Source organism: Sphingomonas sp. JC676, assembly GCF_014489075.1.
Lineage (GTDB): Bacteria > Pseudomonadota > Alphaproteobacteria > Sphingomonadales > Sphingomonadaceae > Sphingomonas.
Genome location: NZ_JACTGR010000004.1, coordinates 326,035 through 345,895, shown reverse-complemented (window position 1 = coordinate 345,895; position 19,861 = coordinate 326,035). Strand labels below are relative to the sequence as shown.

The 19,861-nt window shown below is 66.1% G+C and carries 19 protein-coding genes; 9 read left to right on the top strand and 10 right to left on the bottom strand.

Going from position 1 to position 19,861, the window contains the following annotated elements; genetic code table 11:
- The first annotated feature begins 61 nt into the window (after positions 1–61).
- Together IAG41_RS15185 and acnA are read left to right on the top strand one after the other, a co-directional pair.
- Positions 62–1,378 (top strand): MFS transporter, encoded by a 1,317-nt coding sequence (locus IAG41_RS15185; protein ID WP_222950717.1) that lies wholly within the window; start codon positions 62–64, stop codon positions 1,376–1,378.
- The gene (gene acnA / locus IAG41_RS15180; protein WP_187729489.1) at positions 1,375–3,960 is read left to right on the top strand and encodes an aconitate hydratase AcnA; all 2,586 of its coding nucleotides are present in this window, start codon (positions 1,375–1,377) and stop codon (positions 3,958–3,960) included. Before IAG41_RS15185 ends, acnA begins: the two co-directional genes overlap by 4 nt.
- Here acnA and IAG41_RS15175 read toward each other — a convergent pair.
- The 7 genes from IAG41_RS15175 to IAG41_RS15145 all read right to left on the bottom strand — a co-directional run bounded on the left by IAG41_RS15175 (position 3,944) and on the right by IAG41_RS15145 (position 10,655).
- The gene (locus tag IAG41_RS15175; protein ID WP_187729488.1) at positions 3,944–4,975 is read right to left on the bottom strand and encodes an alpha/beta fold hydrolase; all 1,032 of its coding nucleotides are present in this window, start codon (positions 4,973–4,975) and stop codon (positions 3,944–3,946) included. The genes acnA and IAG41_RS15175 overlap by 17 nt on opposite strands.
- Positions 4,976–5,038: 63 nt before the next feature.
- Positions 5,039–6,007, bottom strand: a complete 969-nt coding sequence (locus tag IAG41_RS15170; protein ID WP_187729487.1) for a threonine/serine dehydratase — start codon at positions 6,005–6,007, stop codon at positions 5,039–5,041.
- 15 nt (positions 6,008–6,022) lie between these two features.
- Complete coding sequence (locus tag IAG41_RS15165; RefSeq protein ID WP_187729486.1) at positions 6,023–7,123, bottom strand: aminotransferase class I/II-fold pyridoxal phosphate-dependent enzyme; 1,101 nt, start codon at positions 7,121–7,123, stop codon at positions 6,023–6,025.
- Positions 7,124–7,156: 33 nt separating this feature from the next.
- On the bottom strand, positions 7,157–7,936 hold the full coding sequence (locus IAG41_RS15160) for a helix-turn-helix transcriptional regulator (RefSeq protein ID WP_187729485.1): 780 nt from the start codon (positions 7,934–7,936) through the stop codon (positions 7,157–7,159).
- Between the two features lie 14 nt (positions 7,937–7,950).
- Positions 7,951–8,820 (bottom strand): alpha/beta fold hydrolase, encoded by an 870-nt coding sequence (locus IAG41_RS15155; RefSeq protein WP_262408717.1) that lies wholly within the window; start codon positions 8,818–8,820, stop codon positions 7,951–7,953.
- 114 nt (positions 8,821–8,934) lie between these two features.
- On the bottom strand, positions 8,935–9,750 hold the full coding sequence (locus tag IAG41_RS15150) for an NAD(P)-binding domain-containing protein (RefSeq protein ID WP_187729483.1): 816 nt from the start codon (positions 9,748–9,750) through the stop codon (positions 8,935–8,937).
- Positions 9,750–10,655 (bottom strand): dihydrodipicolinate synthase family protein, encoded by a 906-nt coding sequence (locus tag IAG41_RS15145; RefSeq protein WP_187729482.1) that lies wholly within the window; start codon positions 10,653–10,655, stop codon positions 9,750–9,752. Before IAG41_RS15145 ends, IAG41_RS15150 begins: the two co-directional genes overlap by 1 nt.
- Before the next feature lie 89 nt (positions 10,656–10,744).
- Here IAG41_RS15145 and IAG41_RS15140 point away from each other — a divergent pair, with 89 nt between their 5' ends.
- The 3 genes from IAG41_RS15140 (at position 10,745) to IAG41_RS15130 (ending at position 12,977) form a co-directional block, all read left to right on the top strand.
- A complete protein-coding gene (locus IAG41_RS15140; protein ID WP_187729481.1) occupies positions 10,745–11,098 on the top strand; it encodes a RidA family protein in 354 nt (117 codons plus the stop codon).
- Between the two features lie 67 nt (positions 11,099–11,165).
- Positions 11,166–11,876, top strand: a complete 711-nt coding sequence (locus IAG41_RS15135) for a GntR family transcriptional regulator (RefSeq protein WP_187729480.1) — start codon at positions 11,166–11,168, stop codon at positions 11,874–11,876.
- A gap of 69 nt (positions 11,877–11,945) precedes the next feature.
- Positions 11,946–12,977 (top strand): proline racemase family protein, encoded by a 1,032-nt coding sequence (locus IAG41_RS15130; RefSeq protein ID WP_187729479.1) that lies wholly within the window; start codon positions 11,946–11,948, stop codon positions 12,975–12,977.
- Positions 12,978–13,035: 58 nt separating this feature from the next.
- Here the strand turns inward: IAG41_RS15130 and IAG41_RS15125 are convergent, their stop codons facing one another.
- Positions 13,036–15,072, bottom strand: coding sequence for a TonB-dependent receptor plug domain-containing protein (locus tag IAG41_RS15125; protein ID WP_187729478.1), 2,037 nt, complete (start codon positions 15,070–15,072; stop codon positions 13,036–13,038).
- A gap of 78 nt (positions 15,073–15,150) precedes the next feature.
- Positions 15,151–15,447, bottom strand: a complete 297-nt coding sequence (locus IAG41_RS15120; protein WP_187729477.1) for a PepSY domain-containing protein — start codon at positions 15,445–15,447, stop codon at positions 15,151–15,153.
- A gap of 108 nt (positions 15,448–15,555) precedes the next feature.
- Between IAG41_RS15120 and IAG41_RS15115 the strand changes: the two genes are divergently transcribed.
- The 4 genes from IAG41_RS15115 (at position 15,556) to IAG41_RS15100 (ending at position 19,006) form a co-directional block, all read left to right on the top strand.
- Complete coding sequence (locus IAG41_RS15115) at positions 15,556–15,912, top strand: PepSY domain-containing protein (protein WP_187729476.1); 357 nt, start codon at positions 15,556–15,558, stop codon at positions 15,910–15,912.
- Positions 15,912–16,577 carry a response regulator transcription factor gene (locus IAG41_RS15110; protein WP_187729475.1) on the top strand — a complete coding sequence of 222 codons (666 nt, stop codon included), beginning with the start codon at positions 15,912–15,914 and terminating at the stop codon, positions 16,575–16,577. Before IAG41_RS15115 ends, IAG41_RS15110 begins: the two co-directional genes overlap by 1 nt.
- Positions 16,574–17,941, top strand: a complete 1,368-nt coding sequence (locus tag IAG41_RS15105) for a sensor histidine kinase (protein WP_262408681.1) — start codon at positions 16,574–16,576, stop codon at positions 17,939–17,941. The genes IAG41_RS15110 and IAG41_RS15105 overlap by 4 nt, the downstream gene beginning before the upstream one ends.
- Positions 17,942–18,766: 825 nt before the next feature.
- On the top strand, positions 18,767–19,006 hold the full coding sequence (locus IAG41_RS15100; protein WP_187729474.1) for a DUF6894 family protein: 240 nt from the start codon (positions 18,767–18,769) through the stop codon (positions 19,004–19,006).
- A gap of 210 nt (positions 19,007–19,216) precedes the next feature.
- Here the strand turns inward: IAG41_RS15100 and IAG41_RS15095 are convergent, their stop codons facing one another.
- A complete protein-coding gene (locus IAG41_RS15095) occupies positions 19,217–19,618 on the bottom strand; it encodes an acyl-CoA thioesterase (protein WP_187729473.1) in 402 nt (133 codons plus the stop codon).
- Positions 19,619–19,861 lie beyond the last annotated feature (243 nt).

The following is a 19,861-nucleotide window of genomic DNA, read 5'->3' as shown; positions in this document are numbered from 1 at the left end:
TCCGCCACTCCTCTCCACACAAGCCTTGCACTTTGTATTCTCGAATGTCAAAGAACAACACATGGAGATGGAAAAAACAGGGGTCGGCGTCAGCGCCGTAGATGAACGCGCGACGATGCGCCGGGTGTTTCGGCGGATTGTGCCCTTGTGTTTCGTGCTCTACATCGTGTCGTACATCGACCGCGCCAATATCGGCTATGCCGCGCTCCAGATGAATGCCGAGCTGGGGCTTACCGCCGACGCGTTCGGCTTCGCCGCGGGCATCTTCTTCATCGGTTATTTCCTCTTCGAAGTGCCCAGCAACATGCTGATGGCGCGCTACGGCGCGCGCATCTGGATCGCGCGGATCCTGATCGGCATGGGTGTCGTCTCGATGGCGACCGCGTTCGTGCAGAACAGCGGGCAACTCTATTTCGTCCGCTTCCTGCTCGGCATCGCCGAGGCGGGCTATTTCCCGGCGATCATCATCTATCTGACCAGTTGGTTCCGCGCCAAGGAACAGGCGACGGTGGTCGCGCTGTTCACCTCGGCCATCCCGGTTTCGTACATCATCGGCACACCGATCAGCACCTACATCATGGACCATGTCAGCGGCTTTGGCCTCACCGGCTGGCGCTGGATGTTCCTGATCGAGGGCGCGCCGGCGGTGATCGGCGGGCTGCTCACCTATCGTCTGCTCGTCGATCGCCCTGCGAATGCGCGCTGGTTGCGGCAGGAGGAGCGCGACTGGCTGGAAAGCGAGATCGCGCTCGAACATACCGCGCGCGACGGCGTGAAGCATCTCGGCACCTGGGCAGCGATCACCGATCGCAAGGTACTGTATCTGTCGATGGTCTATTTCGTCTACCAGGCGGGCAGCCTGGGCGTCGGCTATTGGCTGCCCCAGATCGTCAAGGGCGCCGCCAAGTCGATGAGCAATGTCGAAGTCGGGCTGGTTGCCACGATACCTTATGTGATCGCCACGATCGGCATGATCTGGTGGTCGCGCCGATCCGACAGGACAGGCGAACGCCAGCGGCATGCGGCATGGCCCCTGCTCGTCGCCGCCATCGGGCTGGCAGCGGTCGTGGCGGCGGCCGGCGTGATCGCATCGGCCGCCTTGCTCGCGCTCGCTCTGACCGGCTTCTATGCATTCAAAGCGCCGTTCTGGACGCTTCCGGGACTTTTCCTTTCACGGAGCACCGCCGCCGTCTCGATCGCGGCGATCAATTCGATCGGCAATCTGGGCGGATTCGTCGGTCCCTATGCCGTAGGGCTCGTCGCGAAGGAGAGTGGGAGGCCCGCACTCGGTCTGATCTTCCTCGCCGCGCTCACGCTCGTCGCCTTCGTGATGGTGTTGCTGGCCCGCCTCGCCCCGCGCGCGGAAAGCGCCCGATGATCCGCACCAGTACGATCCGCAATCACGGACTCGAATATCGCATCGTCGATCTGGCCGGTTACGATGTCCGCCGCCTTCCCTATGTCCATCGCATTCTGCTCGAGAACCTGCTGCGCAAATCGGCGGATGACGAGCGCGCGCTCGCGCCGGTGCAGGAGTGGCTGGCGACCGGGCAAAGCGATGCCGAGATCGCCTTCTGGCCCGGCCGCATAATGATGCACGACACGACGTGCGGACCCGCCTTGGTAGATCTGGCCGCGGCGCGCAGCGCGATCGCGGAAGCTGGCGGCGATCCCGCCACGATCAATCCCGTGCTTCCGGTCGATGTCTCGACCGATCACAGCCTTGCGATCGACGTCTTCGGCCCACCCACGTCGGCGCGGACCAACATGGCCCGCGAGATGGTGCGCAACGCCGAGCGCTATCGCTTCATGAAATGGGCATCGTCGGTACTCGACGGCTTCACGGTGCATCCCCCCGGCACCGGCATCATGCACACGATAAATCTCGAACGGCTGGCGCGTGTCGTCACGTCGAGCGCCGGGGACGACGAACTCTGGGCGATGCCCGACACACTGATCGGCACCGACAGCCACACGCCGATGGTCAACGGAATCGGGGTGCTCGGCTGGGGCGTCGGCGGGTTGGAAGCGGAGAGCGTGATGCTCGGCATGCCGGTGATGATGCGCATTCCCGAAGTGGTCGGCGTGCGCCTTGCCGGACGGTTGGCACAAGGCGTGACCGCGACCGACCTCGCGCTCCACATCACCCACTGCCTGCGTCAGCTTCCGCTTGCGGGCCGCTTCGTTGAATATTTCGGCCCGGGCGTCTCGACGCTTTCGGCAGGCGACCGTGCCACGATCGCCAACATGGCACCCGAATATGGTTCGTCGACCGGCTATTTCGCGATCGACGGTGCGACGCTCGCCTATCTGCGCCAGACCGGCCGCCACGATCAGCATATTGACATGGTGGAAAGCTACGCCCGGGCGACAGGCTTGTGGTTCGATCCCGCCGCCAAGCCGGTCTATCACCAGATCGTCGACATCGACCTCGCCGCGGTCGGGCTCTCGCTGTCGGGGCCCCGCCGTCCACAGGATCTGATTGCGCCCGCCGATACGCACGCGCTGCTCTCCGGTGGCTCCAGTGCGCGCGGCATCCCGGCGCATCCCGTGGCCATCGCCGCGATCACGAGCTGCACCAATACCTCCGACCCGCGCCAGCTAATTGCTGCCGGACTGTTCGCCCGCAAGGCGCGCGCGCTCGGCCTCAAGCCACCGGCCTGGGTCAAGACGGTGCTTGCGCCGGGCTCGCCCACCGCTGAGCGGATGCTGACCCGCGCGGGGCTGCTCGCCGATCTGGAAGCGCTCGGCTTCGGCATCGCCGGCTATGGCTGCGCCGTGTGCATCGGCAACTCGGGGCCGCTCACCGACGCGATGACGGCGGTGGCGAAACCAGGAGGGGTCCGTCCGGCGGCGGTGCTTTCGGGCAACCGAAACTTTCCCGGGCGCGTCCATCCGCTGGTGGACGATGCCTTTCTCGCCTCGCCTGCCTTGGTTGTCGCCTATGCGCTGCTCGGCGACGCGAGCGGGGATGTCACGCGCGATCCGCTGGGGTTCACGCTGGACGGCAAGCCAATCTTCCTCGCCGACCTCTGGCCGAGCGGCGCCGAGATCGATGCCGCCTCAGCCGCCGCCATCCGCCGCGACGATTATGCCGCCGCATATGACGCGGCTGAAGACAGCGCGGACTGGGCGGCGCTGGATGCGCCCGCGACGCCGCTCTATCCCTGGGATGTGCGCTCCACTTATCTTCGCCGGCCGCCCTTCGCGCGGATCGAGGCCGAGAGCCGCCTCGGCAGCTACGCGGCGCACCCCCTGCTGGTGCTCGGCGACGACCTCACTACCGACCATATCTCGCCCGCAGGCGCGATCCCCGCGGACAGCGATGCGGCGCGCTGGTTGGTCGAGCAGGGCGCCGACCCGGCCGACCTCAACGTCTTCTCGTCGCGCCGCGGCAATTGGGAAGTGATGCTGCGCGGACTTTTCACCAATCGCAGCGTCCGCAACCTGCTCGGCGAAGGAATCGCGCCAGGCGCGACGATCCACGCGCCGAGCGGCGAGCGTGTGCCGCTATGGCAGGCCGCGGCGCGGTACGCCGAAGCGGGCCAGCCGGTCGTCATCATTGCGGGCGAGCGCTACGGCATGGGTTCCTCGCGCGACTGGGCCGCGAAAGGCGCGAGCCTGCTCGGCGCCCGCGCTGTGCTCGCCAGCAGCTTCGAACGGATCCACCGGTCCAACCTGATCAACATGGGCATCCTGCCGCTGCGCCTGCCCGTCGACCGCCATCCAACGGCGCTCCAGCTGATACCCGGCGACACGATCCAGATTGAGGCGATCCCCGATCAGCTCGGTCCGCGCACCCTTGTGCCCGTGACGATCCGCTACGCTGGTGGCGGCATTGTGCAGTTCGACGCGCACGCCGAGGTCGAGACCATGCTCGAGACCGCGGTGCTGCGCGCGGGCGGGATTATCCCAATGATCCTCGCCGACCGGCTCGCATTGCTCAGCGCCGCGCAGTAATTTTCGCGAAGAAGTCGAGCGTCCGCTGCAGCGCCTGAAGGTTGGCGGCGCGCGTTGCCGCGGCCGTCCTTCCGATAAGGCCGTGCCCCATCTCCGGGATCAGCAGCACATCCACCGGCCGCCCGGCCGCCTTGAGCGCTGTGGCCATCTCCTCGGTCTGCTGATAGGCCACCTCGTCGTCCGCCGTACCATGGATCAGCAGGATCGACGGTGTCTGAGCGCCGATATGGTGGATCGGGCTGGCCGCCTCGGCCTTGTCTTGGCACGCTGCAACGTCGCAGCCGAGAAACGGCGCGACATTGCCGAGCGCCGAGCCGCGTTGGCCAACCTTGCCGTGCGCGGCAAGATCATAGACTCCGTACCAGAGCGCGGCGCCCTGGACGCAATCAGACACTGCAAGCGGCTTGGCGCCCTGTGCCGCCGAGCGCCCAAGCCGGCCAGTCGATGCGGGAGGATCGAAGTCGGCGACGCCGCAGGTGGTCGCGGCCAGCGCCGCGAGATGCCCGCCGGCCGATCCGCCCCACAACACGACGCGCTCGGGGTCGATGCCATAGTCGCCGGCCTTGCTGCGCAGATAGCGGATCGCCGCCTTCACATCCTGAATCTGCGCAGGAAAGCGCGCCTCACCGCTCAGTCGATAGTCGACCGAGGCGACGACATAGCCACGCGCCGCAACCATCGCGAGCACCGCCGGGAAGTCGGTGAACGCCCCCGATCCGCGCGCATCGCCGCGACTCCACCCGCCGCCATGCACCCACAGGATCAGCGGGCGCGGCTTCGTCCGGGACCGATCGGCGTGCAGGTAAAGATCGAGCTGGAGCGGACGGAAGCCGAGATAATTGGCGAATTCGACATGCGGCCGCGCGACGATCCCGTCGGGATAGTCCGCCGCGACCTGTGGGAAATGATCGTCGCGAACCGATGCGGCGGATATTTCAACCGTGTCGAGCGCGCGATCCTGGGCGTGCGCCTGACCCGTCAGCGCGAGCATCCCTAAACAGACCAGCCCGCGCATCCTGCATCCCTCCACCTTTGGCGTGCGATTGATGCATCACTCGCCTCAATAATACAAACCGGTTCAGCTCGCGCCGAGCTTCATAGCGTCGAGGAAGGTTTCGAGCCCGACATTCCGGCCGCACAGCACCACCGCGACCTTCTTTCCGCGATACGCTTCGGCTGCCTGCATCAGGCCCGCCATCGCCACGCCCGCCGCGCCCTCGATCATCCAATGCTCGGCATCGGCGACAGCACGCATCCCGCGCGCGATCTCGTGCTCGGTGACGGTCAGCGTGGTGTCGATTACCTGCTGGCAGATCGGGAACGTCACCGATCCGGGCTCGACTGCGCCCGTCGAGCCATCCGACAGCGTGGGATATTCCGGCGTCGCGATAATCTTCCCGGCATGGAGCGAGTCTAGCATGCAGGTCGAAGCCTCGGGCCAGACGCCGACGACCTGGGTCCTGGGCGAGAGCGCCTTGAGCGCGGTGCCCACGCCGCTGATCAAGCCGCCGCCGCCAACGCAGATGAACACCGCATCGAGATCCTGCGCCTGCTCGGCGAGTTCGATGCCCATCGTGCCCTGTCCGGCGATCGTATCGAAGTCGTTGTACGGGGCGACATAGGGGATGCCGTTCTCCTGCGCGACGCGGCGCGCCTCGAGCTCGGCTTCCAGGGACTCACCGTCGATCGTCACGAGGGTCGCGCCCTCGGCCCGGATCGCATCGGCTTTGACCGGCGGCGTGGTGTTGCCGACATAGACGGTCACCTTGATTCCGAACTGCCGCCCGGCATAGGCGACCGCGCGGCCATGGTTGCCGGTCGATGCGGTGACCACCTCGGGATGCCCGCCCTCGTGCGCCAGCAGCCGCACCTTGTTGGTGGCGCCGCGCAGCTTGAACGCGCCGGACGGCTGAAGATGGTCGCATTTGAGCAGCACCTCGCAGCCGAGCGCCGCGGAAAGCGCCGCGCTATGTTCGAGCGGCGTGACCCGCACATGCGGACGGATGCCGCGATGCGCGTCGTGGATGCGGTCGATGAGGGATGTCATGGGTCTGTGTCCTGCTTATCCGCGAAGCGCGGCCGAGATGCCGGCCAGTCCGCCTTCGAGTTCATCCGCCGTCGGCCAGGCATAGCCGAGCCGGAAATAGCGATCGGGCATTTCGAACCAGTGGCCCGGCCCCACATAGGTGCCGTGCTGTTCGAGCAGGCGGCGGTAGAAGGCGTCGGTGCCGCCCGGCGGGTCCGCCTTCATCCGCGGGAAGCACACCACGCCGCCAGCGGGCCGCACCCATTCGAGGTTGTCCTCGCCCGCGATCCACTCGGCCACCCGATCCAGCCGACGGCGCCACTCGGCGAGCGTCGGGGCGAGGAACTCTGCGCGGCGCGCGAGCATCTCCTCCGCTACCCATTCGTTGATCACGCTGCCGCAGATGCTGATCTGCTCCTTGGCCGCCAGGAAGATCTCCTGCAGCGCGGGATCGCGATTGATGATCCAGCCTACCCGGATGCCGGGCACGCCGAACGCCTTGGACAGCGACGCGACGCTGATCACATGGTCGCCCATCGACGCCGCGATCGGCAGCCGTTCCGTCAGCGAGAGGTCGCGATAGGTCTCGTCGACCAGTAATAGGCACCTGCGCGCCTGGGCAAAGGCGGCGAGCCGCCGCAGTTCGTCTTCGGACATCATCACGCCGGTCGGATTGTGCGGACAAGTGACGCTGATGAGCTTGGTGGCCGGTGTCATCGCCGCAGCGACCCTATCGAGATCGAGCGCGAAGCCGTCCTCGAACGCCAGGTCGACGAACCCGATGCCGCAGCCGATCGCGCGCGGAGTCTCCAGATTGGTCGCGTAATTGGGCCGCACCACCACCAGATGGTCCTGCGCGCCCAGCAACGCGGTGGCGATGATGAACAGCGCCCCCGCCGCGCCTCCCGTGATCAACACGTTATCAGCCGACACGCCCGCTTCCCCGGCCACCACGAGCTCGCGCAGCCGCGCGCTGCCGCGATGCTCGCCGTAGAGCAACACGAGATCGGGAACGGTCAGCCCCAGGCTGTCCAGCGACTGGTCCGCTATCGAGCTTTCGGAAAGATTGTAGCGGATATTGCCATAGCCATATTCCTCCGGCGATTCGACTTCGATCGGCATGCGGACATAGCGCATCTTCGTGAGATCCTTTCTGCTGAACCCCGATTGTCACGCAGACGCGGAGCGGGCGCCATCCCTCCAGAGAGGGGGGCAGCGGGCAAGGGCGAACAGTTCTGCGAGGGATCCCGCGCCGAGTTTTCGGAATATCTGCTTGCGATGATCCTTCACAGTATGGCGGCTGATCGCGAGGCGCAGCGCGATCGTGTCGCTCGAGCAGCCCTGCAGCAGGAGCTCGCAGACCTCCAGTTCGCGCCCAGTAAGGGGCGCGCGCCATTGGGCGGCTCCATACAGGGCCAGGTGCCGTTCGAATGCGGCCGCGATCGGGGCGCCAAGCGTATTGAGCGCAGCGATCATGCGTTCCGGGGCCGCCCGTCGCGCCCGCTCGCGGTAGAAGCCCAACTCGATGAGTCCGTCCCATCCCTTGAAGTAGAGACAGACTTCTTCCTGTCGCTCCGGCCAGCCGAGCGTCCGATATCCCAGTTCCTCCTCCGGCGCCCGGACGAGGAACGGGAGAATTGTGCGGTCGATGCGCGGCGTGGCGCTTGCGAAATCGCGCGCGCGCATTGCTCCGGCACCGCGCCACGCGGCGAGCATCGGATTGATGCGATAGGTCCGCCGCGCATAATTCTCGATTCCGGTGCGGTAGCCGATCCGGCTGAAATCGTCCGACAGCACTTCGCCGCCGTCGCGAGGACGGTGCAGAAATGCCGCCGCATGCTCGAAATCGCTGAAGCGGCACAATGCCTGCGCGACGCGGGGCACGAAATCCGGCGTACCGATCGCACCGATCGTCTCCGCCAGCGCGGCCTCGAGGGTCAGCCCATTCATTCGACAGCGAACGCCTATTCCAGCGCTTTCGAGGTGGCGGCAGACGCGTCGATCCAGGGGAAATGTCCGGCGCGCGGGATCGTAAGCAGGCGCGCGCCCGGCCAGGCCGCGCCGAACGCCGGCTCATAGCCCCGGATCCAGTCCACGTCGCCGGCAACGATCACCACCGGGAAGCGCGGCCGCGCGGCGTCCGCCGGAATGGAATAGTGGCGCTGATAATCCTCCGAGAGCGGCGCGACATCCAGATGGATCGCGGAATCGACAAGCTGCTTCGCGAAGCGCTTCCCCTGCCCTACGTCGTAGAAGCTGGCAGCGAACTTGATCCGCATCGCCGCGATCCGGTCACCTCCCGCACGAGCGGCATCATAAGAGGAAAGCTGCTCCGGCGTGAGCCGCTCCCGCCAGCCATCGATCGGCAGCGCCGGCCGGCCCAGAGTGGGTCCAACCGAATCGAGCAGGATTAACCGGGCCACGTTGCGGGGATAGGCGGCGGCATAGGCCTGGGCCGTCGCACCGCCGAACGAATGCCCGATCACCGTCACCCTGTCCGAGCGGACCGCCTGGCGCAGCGCCTCGACATCAGCGATCGAGCCGGCCACCGTCAGCCTGCTGCCGTCGCCCAGAGCTGCGCGCGATGCGCCGGTCCCGCGGGGCTCGAACAGGATCGCCCGCCGCCCGGACCGGGCGACCATCCGCGCGAAGTCCAGCATATAGTCGGCATCCAGCCCCGGCCCGCCGGGAAGGATGAGCACGATCTTGCCGGTTCCGCAGCTGCGATAGGCCAGCCGGCCATTCTCCGCGGCGAAATGGCGCAGCGTGCATGCCGTGGCGCGTGCGGATGCGGGCGCATCCGTGGTGGCAAGGAGCGCTGCCGCCGCCAACATGCTCCGCAAGAAGATCGCGCGATTCCCCATCGGTCCAGGCTCGCATGTATGTATTTTTAGCGCCAATAACGCATTGCGTATCGCACTCGACAGGCGGGCTCAAGCAAAACCCGACTAGCCGTTGCTCGGTATCCGGTCCTGCAGCGTCGCCCGCCCGCCGATCCGGGCGCGGAGCAGATCCAGCGCCTCCGTCGACAGTCCGGTCCAGCCCGCAGCCTGCAGTTCGCGCCATGCCTGTTCGTTGAGGCCGCCGGGCGTGGAATGGTCCACGATCAGCTGGTCGAACCCTTCCTGGACCCGTTCCTCGGCGGTCGCGCCCACCGCATTGAAGAGCGACGCCACGAACGATGCGGCCCGTTCGCGCGCCACGCCCTGGTCCGAAAGCCATGTCTCGATCGATCCGAGCAGGCCGAAATAGCTCGCCATGAACCCGGTCACCGCCCAGAGCGCGTCCAACTCGCTTTCATCGCCCAGTTGAATGAGCTGACCCAGTCCTTCGAGCAGCGATGCGATCTCGGCCGAAGCTGGATAGAGCATCAGCGGGCCCATTCGTCTCGCGACGGCCGGCAGCGGGGTCACGCGGTGGATCGCCTCGGCCGGTGCCACCAGCGGACGAAGCCGGGCGGTATCGAACGTCGCGATCAGGCTGACGATCCGTTGGCCGGGACGGAAGACGAGCGGGCCGAGGACCTGCTCGACGATCTGCGGCGTCACGGCAAGGAACACGATCTCCGCACCCTCGACCACCGCCTGGTTACTCCCTGCCACCGTCACGAAGGGGTAAAGCTCCCTCAGCCGGCGCACCCGCTCTGCGCTGCGCGGCGACAGCAGGAAATCGGCACGATGCTCGCCATGCGCACACATTCCCGTGATCAGCGCCTCGGCGATCGTGCCCACGCCGACGAACCCGACGACCGGCGGTTCGCGCATCAGGCGGGCGCCTTCGTCCGCTCGAGCGCGTCGATCGCCGCATGGATCGTGGCGATCACGCGCTCGCGCTCCTCCCCCACCAGCGGCAGGCGCGGCGCGCGCGTCCATTCGGGAGCGCCATAGACGAGATGCTCCGCCATCTTGATGTACTGGACCAGCTTGACGTGCGTATCCAGATGGAAGCTCGGCGTCAGGATGTGATAGAGGTCGCGTGCCTCGCCGTACCGCTGCTCGCGGCAAAGCTCGAAGATCCGGACGCATTCAGCGGGCCAGGCATTGGTCATCCCCGAAACCCAGCCGGTCACGCCAAGCGAGGAGCTCTCCACGATCAGGTCGTCGACGCCGCAAAAGACACTGAACCGGTCGCCGAACTCGATATAGGTGTCGGTGACGCGGCGGATGTCGCCCGTCTCTTCCTTGATGCAGACGATCTCGGGCACATCGGCCAGCTGCCGCAGCACCTCGGCCGTGACGTCCACGCCGTAGGCGATCGGGTTGTTGTATATCATGATGGGCAGGTCGGAAGCGCCGGCGACCTCGCGGTACCAATGCGCGGTTTCGCGCGGGTCCGTCTTGTAGCCCAGGCTCGGAAACACCATCAGGCCCTGCGCGCCGAAGCGCCGATACGCCGCGGCATTGGCCTTGGCCGTTTCCAGGGTGATTTCGGCGAGCCCCGACAGCAACGGGACCCGCCCCGCCACCGCTTCGCTGGCAGCGCGGATCAGCGCCTCGCGCTCGTCCAGGCGGAGCGACGCGTTCTCGCCGAGCATCGGCAGCACGATCACGCCCGAGACGCCGTTGCGGATCAGCCGGTCGAGGCTCGCCTGGAACGCGTCCAGGTCGATGCTCGAATCCTGTTTCATTTTGGTGGTTACCGCGGGAAATACGCCTGACCAGATCGCCATTTTTCACCTCGCCAAATTGCGTTGTATCCAATATACAATCCGTCAACAGGCGCAAGCGTGATCTTCGCCGTCCAGCCAAGGAGACCATTATGTCCGATATTCGCCGCCTGCACCCGACGGTCCGCATGAACCAGGTCGTCATCCATGGCGGGCTGGTCTACACCGCGGGCCAGGTCGCGCAGGACAATCCCGGCGCGAGCATCGCGGTCCAGACCACCGAGGTCCTTGGGCGCGTCGACGACCTGCTGCGCGAGGCAGGCACCGACAAGACCCGCATCCTCACGGCCTATCTGTACCTGCCCGACATGGCGGATTTCGAAGAAATGAATCGCGTGTGGGACGCGTGGGTGGCGCCCGACGCCAAGCCGGCCAGGACGACCGTCGCGGCGGGGCTGACCGAGCCGCACTATAATATCGAGATCGGCGTCATTGCCGCGCTTTGACGACGCGCGTGGCAATGCCCGCGTGCGACCGCTAGTGAGGGACGAACCAAGGTAAGCAAGGCATCCCATGCGGCACGGTCAGGAGACATCGCGAACCCACCGGATCGAGCGGCGCAGCGTTCCGGAAAATATCCGGGATTCGCTCCAGGAGCGCATCCTGAGTGGCGAATTCCGCGAGGGTGACGCACTGATCCAGGACGTGATCGCCGAGGAATATAATGTCAGCCGCATCCCCGTGCGCGAAGCGCTCCGGCAATTGGAAGCCAGCGGGCTCGTCGTCATCCAGATCCACAAGGGCGCGGTGGTGGCGTCTATCCCCACCGAGCAGGTAGAAGAAATCTTCGAACTGCGCGCGCTGCTGGAGGGCGATCTGCTCGAACGTGCGATACCGAGGATGACCGATCAGGACATCATTGAAGCCAGCCAAGTCCTGACCGAGCTGGAAGCATCGTTCGCGCGCGGCGACATGGCGAGCTGGGGCCGTTTGAACTCGGCATTCCACCGCAGGCTCTATGCGCCGGCCGGCCGGCCGCAGACGCTCGCCATCCTGCAGGGCATCAGCCTTCAGGCGGAACGCTATATCCGCCTCCATCTCGTGTTGACCGACGGCCTTGCCGAGGCGCAGCAGGAGCACCGCGAGATCCTGCGCCTCTGCGCGATTCGCGATGCCGCCGCGGCAACCCGGTACCTGCGCGATCATATCCTTCACGCCGGCCGCGCTTTGGTCGCGGAATTGCGGGCGGAGCGCGCGGGCAGGTCAGTCCGATCCGCGGTTTGACCAGCGATTGTATCCAATATACACGAAGCCTTGCCGGGGCGCGGACTCCTGCTTGAGGATTCTACTCCTATGCGATTGCAACAGATTGTGACGGTGGTCGGCGTGCATGCCGAAGGCGAGGTTGGGCGGGTCATCACGGGCGGCGTCATTGCGCCCCGCGCCGCTTCGATGTTCGAGCGGCAACAAGCATTCATCCGTGACCAGGACTGGCTGCGCGGGATGCTGCTGTCCGATCCGCGCGGCAGCGTGAACGCCGCGGTCAACCTGGTCACCCCGCCGATCGATCCGCAAGCGGATGTCGGGATGATAGTCATCGAATCCGACTATTATCCCCCGATGTCGGGATCCAACCTGATGTGCGCGGTCACCGCCGTGCTCGAGACGGGCATGCTTGCGATGGTGGAGCCGGTGACCCGGCTCTGCGTCGATACACCGGCCGGTCTCGTATATGTCGAGGCCGAATGCGGCGACGGGAAGTGCCGCCGCGTCTCCTTCCGCAACGTCCCCGCCTTCGTGATGCACCGCGACCGCCAAATCGAAGTCCCGGGCTTCGGCACGATCACCGTCGATGTCTCCTATGGCGGGATGATCTACGTGATCGCCTCCGCCGAACAGCTCGGCCTCACCCTCGCGAAGGACGAAGCGCGCGCGCTCGTCGAGACAGGCGAACGCATCAAGCTCGCGGCGGCCGACCAGCTGCCGTCGGTGCACCCCGAGAATCCCGGTATCCACACGATCAACCAGACGCTGATCGCGGGGCCGCTGAGGGAATGCGATGGGGTCAAGACCTCGAAGAACGCGGTCATCGTCTCCCCCGGCCGGATCGATCGCAGCCCCTGCGGAACGGGCTCTTCGGCGCGGATGGCACTGATGCACGCCCGCGGCGAACTCGCGGTCGGCGAGCGGTTCGTACACCAGTCCATCCTCGACACCGAATTCGCCTGCTCGATCGAGGATATCGCCAGCGTGGGCGGACTGCCTGCGGTCGTAACCCGCGTGGGCGGCCGCGCGTGGCTCACCGGCGTCTCCTATTACGGCGCCGATCCCGAAGACCCCTTCCCCCATGGCTACCGACTAAACGACACCTGGCTGGCCTGCTAAGCGGCGGGCGAGTGGTGCGCTCCGCGGTCCTCTCGCCGACTGCCTGCCTTTTGCCGCTTCACTTGCCGAAGGTGCGCTGTACCGAGAACCCGTAATAGGCGCCGCTGCGGAGCTCGCGACGCTCCATGTAGGTCTGCACGCTGGCACCGCGCAGCCCGGGATAGACATAGCGGTCGCGGCTTGCGGGGCTGTCGGTGAGATTCCTGCCGAACATCCGCAAAGTCCAGCGCGCATCGGGCTTATACTCGACGAACGCATCCAGGCGCCCGCCGAGCCGGTCGCTCTGCAGCTCATCGATCTTGAACTGGCGCTCTTCGGTCGCGAACGCGTAGTTGACACCCCAGCGCAGGTTCCAGCGAGGTAAATCGTGGGTCAGCCCCAGCGTGCCCTCGAAGGGCAAATCTTCCGAAATCGAGCGGCGCGCGCCGGTAGTCGGATCGGTCACCCGGCTGCGGCGCACCAGGCCGTGCGCCTGGACGGTCACGCCCGGGAGACCCAGCCCTTCCATCGGCAAGTTTAGATCGGTCTGGAGCTCGGCCCGGGACCCGCTGCCGATATTGCCGACGGCATCGAAGATATCGGTCCCGGCAACCACCGGGATGCGATCGACGACATTGCTGATCGCTTCGTAGCGCGCGGTGAGCACGAGTGAACCCTTGCCTAGTCTGCGCTCCCAAGCGAGCTCGGCGCGCCACAGGCTGTCCGGCTCCAGGTCCTTGTTGCCCGCGGTTACCGTGCCGGTGGTCAGCGAGGCGCTGCTGACGAAGTCGGCGAAATCGAGCTGGCCGACTTCGCGCTCGAGGAGCAGGCGGAATTCGCTCAACCGAGACGCCGCCCAGGTGGCAAGCAGGCGCGGCTTGAGGAAGGCGAGCGACTTGGACAGATCGCTGTCGCCGCTCTGGCGCAGCCGCGAGATTTCGCCGCGCAGGCCGGTCTCGACGGACAACTTTCCCGACGGCCGCAAGCCGAGCGTGACGAAGCCCTCGGCACGGTCCTCGGCAACGCGGACATTGGCGGCGGGTAGCGGCACCGCCACCCCATTCTCCTCGAGCGCGGTGCGGCTGTCGAGGACGTTGCGCGCACCTTCCACGCCGCTCTCGATCGAGACCGCGCCGGCACTGGTCCTAATCACGGCCCGCACGATCGTCTCGCTGGCGTCGGAATTTTCGTGACTGACTTCTTCGTCACCACCTTCGACCGAGCGGTCGGTGCGGCGTACGGCAGTGTCACGACGGATTGCGAGCAGCTCGAGCGCGGTGCCGCCGAACTGACGATCGAAACGCGCGCCGCCTTCCGTCGCACGGCTGTGGTTGCGTTCGGTGCCCAGGATCTCCGTAACCGTGGGGAAGCGGATCGAGTCGGAGATGTCGGCGAACATCCGGCTGTCCTTGATCAGCCCGTTGATGCGAACCTTGCCCCCCAGCAGGCCTTGGCGATAGCTGCCAGAGAGTTGCTTGATGGTTGTGCCTTCGGGCTGGCCATAATCGTCGAGCCGGACGACGCCGCCGTCGGGGCCGTAGCGGTTGCGAGTGCCGAAGCCATGCTCGTCGTCGATCTCGCGGTAGATCGTGCCGGACAGCTCTAGCTGGCGGTCGCCATTGCCATAGGTGATCTCCCCGGACAGCTTCGGCGCGTCGAAGCCATGTCGGAAATTGGCATATTCCGCTTCGAGACGGCCGCGGACGGTGGCCCCGCTCTTGCGCACGACATTGGCGATCAGGCTGTAGCCCTGCATGTCGAAGCCGGCCTCGGCGCTGCGAACCAGCTCGATCCGCTCGACCGAACTCGCCGGGATGCGCTTGAGCTGCTGCTCTATCGTCTCCTGCTTCGTGGTCGGTCGCTGACCGTCGATCAGCACATTGCCCGCTGCGCCGGCATAGCCGCGCAGTTCGGCATTGCCCTCCTGCAGGCGAAAGCCCGGGACCAGCGCCATCATGTCGAATGCGGTGCTCGGCTGCGAGCCGTTGAAATAGGCCCGCGGATAGATCGAGACACCGCGCCGCGCGTCGATGGTGGCTTCGGTCTGGGCAAAGGCCGGGCAAGAGAAGGCGGTCGCGCAAAGGGCGAGCGTGGAGAGGTAGGTGCGGGCGGGCATGACAGGACTTTCCGATGCGGAGAGGATGCTGGCGGGTGGTGGAAGGCCCGGTCGCGATGCGGCCGCGCCTTCCCTGCCTCAGTCATCGAGTTCGCGGTGCAGCACTTCGCCGGTACGGAGATCGAGCCTGATCTCGACCTCGCGACCTTGGCTGTCACGGCCTTCGATCTTGGCGGTGTGTGCCTTGATTTTGAGTTCCGTCGGGCGAAGGCCGCGGGCGATGGCGCGCCGCTCGAGCCCGGCGAAGGTAATCGGCGCGGGCTGGGCAAGCTGGGCCGTGCGATTCGGATGGGCTGCTGCACCCGTCGCGCCAGGCGCGGCAATTAGCAACGGGGCGACCGTTATGGCCGCGACGCGAACCGGGAAAATGGTCATGATGTGCCTCCTCGGGTTTGGAGAAGGCCGGATAGCTGGGCGTCGCTGACGGCCCCGCTGCGGCGGGCGTCAGCGAAGCGTCAGACGCGCTGTGCTAGGACATCCGCCATGATCGACCGAACGAAAGCCCACGCCGCCGCATTGATCGGCGTCGTCCTCGCCGCCACGCTGGGGGCCGCGACCGCATCGGCCAGCGATTCGCAGGACAAGCGCACCAAGGAGCAGCGCCGGGCCGAGGAGGCGCAGGCGATCCGCACCGCCGTTCAGCGCGGTGAGGTGATTCCGCTGCCGCGTATCCTGGCGCTGGCGCAAGCCCGGGTTCAAGGTGAGGTGCTCGAGGTCGAGCTCGAGCATGAGCAGAAGCGGCTGCTCTATGAGATCAAGATCCTTGCCGGAAACGGCCGGGTCCGCGAATTGAAGCTCGACGCCCGCACGGGTGCGCTGATCAAGATCGAGGACGATTGATGCGCTTGCTGGTCGTCGAGGACGATCCCGACGTCGGAGACGATCTTGTCCGTTCTCTGCGCGACGCCGGTTTCGTCGCCGAACTCGCCACACAAGGCGACGACGCGTGGTTCCGCGGCGATACCGAGGATTATGCCGCCGTCATCCTTGATCTCGGGCTGCCGCGGCTCGACGGATTGAGCGTACTGCGCCGGTGGCGCGGCGCGGGGCGTGACTTTCCCGTGCTGGTGCTGACCGCGCGCAGCGACTGGACCGAGAAGGTGGAGGGGATCGAGGCGGGCGCCGACGACTATCTCGCCAAGCCGTTCGCCATGCCCGAGCTGGTGGCGCGAGTGCGGGGCCTGCTGCGGCGCGCGGCGGGGCATAGCTCGCCGCAGATCCGGATCGGCCGGCTGACCCTCGATACCAGCCGGATGTCGGCGCATATCGACGACCGCGCGGTCCGCCTCTCGCCGCTCGAATATCGTTTTCTCGAATTTCTCGGCCATCGGCCAGGCAGCGTGACGCCGGCGCAGGTGATCGCCGAACATCTCTACGGTGTGGCCGATTGCGGCGACACCAATGCGGTCGAAGCGCTGGTCACCCGGCTCCGGCGCAAGATCGGGCCCGATATCGTCGAAAACCGTCGGGGCCTCGGCTATGTCCTGTCGGACACGAAGCAATGATCGTTCGCTCGCTGCGCCTGAGATTGCTCGCAGGCGCGGCCCTGGCGATTTTGGTCGCGCTGGGTGTGGCTGGGGTCGGGCTGATCTACATGTTCGAGCGCCACATCGAGCACCGCGAATCGCTGTCGCTGGAGGCCAAGGCGGTCGAATTGCTGGCAGGCCTGCGCATTGACGCGTCCGGCAAGCCCCAGGCGGACATCTACCCAACGGACAATCGTTTTAACCGGCCGGCGGGAGGGCTCTACTGGCAGGTGTCGACGCCGAAGGGGAGCGTCCATTCGTCCTCCTTGTGGGATCAGTCGCTGAGCCAGGTAACGAGCGCGCCCAGTGACGGCTGGGCGACGCGGCGGGCGGACGGACCTTATGGCCACGGACTGCTGCTCATCGAGCGGCTGGTTCGGCCCGACCCGACCAAGCGCCCAGTCCTGGTCCAGCTTGCCACCGACGACGACGCGCTGCTGCAGGCGCGGCGCGAGTTCAGCTGGGAGTTGCTCGGCTCGCTTGCCCTGTTGTGGGCCGTGCTGGTGCTCGCCGCCTACGCCCAGGTCGGCTTGGGCCTCCGCCCGCTGCTGCGCGTCCGCAAGGAGATCGAGCGGCTGCGACGCAATCCCGGCGCCCGTCTCTCCACCGAGCATGCCGTCGAAATCCGTCCGCTGATCGACGCGATCAATGGCCTTGCCGAAGCACGCGCCGCGGATCTTTCGCGCGCGCGGAGCCGCGCAGCCGACCTTGCCCACAGCCTGAAGACGCCGCTGGCCGCGCTCGCCGCGCAGAGCCGCCGCGCCCGTGAGGCCGGCGCTATAGATGCGGCGGACGGCCTCGACCGCGCCATCGCCGCTGCCGGCGCGGCGCTGGAGGCCGAACTTGCCCGCGCCCGCTCGGCCATCGCGCGCGAAACCAATCGCGGCGCCACGTCGCGGGCGCTGGACGTGGTCGAGAGCGTGGTTTCGGTGCTCGAACGAACCGACGCAGGCGAGCGCATCGTGTTCGAAATCGCTGTGCCGGCCGGACTGGAAGTGCCGGTTGCAGCCTCGGACCTGACCGAGATCCTGGGCGCACTGATCGAGAACGCGGTGCGGCATGCGCGCCGCCAGGTCCGGATACACGGAGAGTCCGCGGCGGATCGGATCATGCTGAGCGTCAACGATGATGGTCCGGGCCTCGCCGGCTCCCGGGCCGAGCTGGCGATCACCCGCGGTGCGCGGCTGGACGAATCGGGGCCGGGGCACGGCTTCGGCCTTGCGATCGCCAAGGACCATGTCGAAGCGACCGACGGAATTTTCGCTTTCGCTACCGGCGCCCTGGATGGCCTCGAAGTGCGTGTCAGCTGGGCAACGCGCCGGTCAGGCACGCACAGGGCCTAACGATCCGTTGGGCGTCTCTTCGCCGCGACGACTGCGGCCGGCCAGCGCCCGCGTCTCCGCTTTCCTGGCCAATCTGAAGAAGCTCTTTCCAAAGGGGACGCCTGACGAACTGGCGGGATTTCTGGAATAGCGGTGTGTTTGGGTAGCGATTCCGAGCATCGTGTTCGAGTTCCTCATCGCCGCCGGCGATAGCTAACCTGATGGGTCGATCAATATAGCGACGGGGCTAGCGAGGATTATCCTAGATTAAGTTCGCCTGCGCCGAGCCTCGAGACCTCAGGTCATCTGACGCTCCGCGCGCGACGTCGGGCTAAAGTTGAATCTCATCGAAACATCGGTGATCAAACTAGGTCCAAAACGATACCGGCCAAGGTTGTGCGGAACGTTTTCTGCTGTACCATAATGGCTTGAATGCGAACTCTTCCTAAGCCGCCGCCTCCACGGGCGGCGGTTTTTTCTCGGGAGACTCTTTCTCCGAAGGTGGGTGAGAATGATTCGTTTGCGGGTATTCGCCCACCCACACCACAGTCTTCGGTTGCACAACGCTTCCAGCCCCCAATAGGCGGCGGGCGGCAGGGTGTTACGCTCGCTCGCCCCGGCTCCAGGGCCAGCCGGGTGCGGATCAGCGCGGGCCAGTCGTTGCTGCCAGAGCCATCGTTGCGACACGGTGCGGGACGCGGCACGCGCCGATGAAACCGCGCTTGCCCTCAGCGGAATGACGAGAGATGCGCCCGGGGCGGCCGTAGCGCCTACCATCCTGCGCGGATTTTTTTCCAACCTAGCTTAGGTTGCATCGGTGCTGCCATTCTCGCGCTATGCGGCGCCATGGCTCAGTATTTCTTTCGGCTGCGAAACGGCGGCATCGAAACCGACGACGAGGAATCGCTGGACCTGCCGGATGACACCGCAGCGCGTGAGAAGGCGATGATATCTGCGCGAGAATTGCTCGCCGCTGCGGTGCTTGAAGGCCGTCTCGCCCTGCGGGAACGTCTCTTGGTCGAGGATGAAAGCCGGCGCCTCGTCCTGAGCATGTCGCTCGGGCAATCCGCAGGCCTCTCCGAGTAGCCTGAGGCGCGGGCGTCCGGCGGCTGTAACGTCGGCGTCGCCTCGCAGCCTGCATCGGCGGTCCCCACCAGGCATCGCCTTGAGGTGCATAGTGGCCGGCTCCAGTCCCGTCTGTCGCGGCCAGCGCCGGAGGGGTGTCCCCGCGCCAATCTATCATCGTTTCGCAAGAGACGGCGCGCGGGATGATCGTCGACGAGGCAGCGACCCGACCTAGCCGCCTTGGCTGATGAACTTGTCGATGACATGCTCGGGCAGACGGACGGGGCGCAGGCTTTCAGCGTCCAGGCAGCACCAGCGCGACCTGGCCTCGGCGAGAAGCTCGTCTCCCCGCGTGATCGCCGTCTCGTAAAAGGCGCTTTCGCGACGCACCTGCTCCAGCTGGACGATTGCGACGAGTGGATCGTCCAAAAATGCAGGCTTGCGATAGGTAATTTCGTGCTTCACGGCCACCCAGACATAGGCGTCGATCGCTTCGGGCGGCGCGAGGTGGCGCCAGTGATCGACCACGGCCGCCTGAACCCACTTCAAGTAGGTCGCGTTATTGACGTGACCCATGAAATCAATATCGGATTTCTCTACTTCGAGCGGGAAATGGTAGGGGTCAGAAGCCATTAGGTCCGTCTGGTCGCGTGATTGGAGGCAATTTCGCGGGCCCCTAGCCTTTCGCTGCGCAGCGATCCACCCAAAATTCAGGTCAGACGCCAGTTGGCCGATTAGCTGGTGCCCGGTACGGCCGGCGGCAAGCAGCAAGGCCGCATTGCCGGATCGCGATGGTCGCGGCAGTGCACGACAGATCGATACAGATGCACACGGACCCGGTCGCCGCCCGCTCGCATGCTGGCCGACAGAAACAGT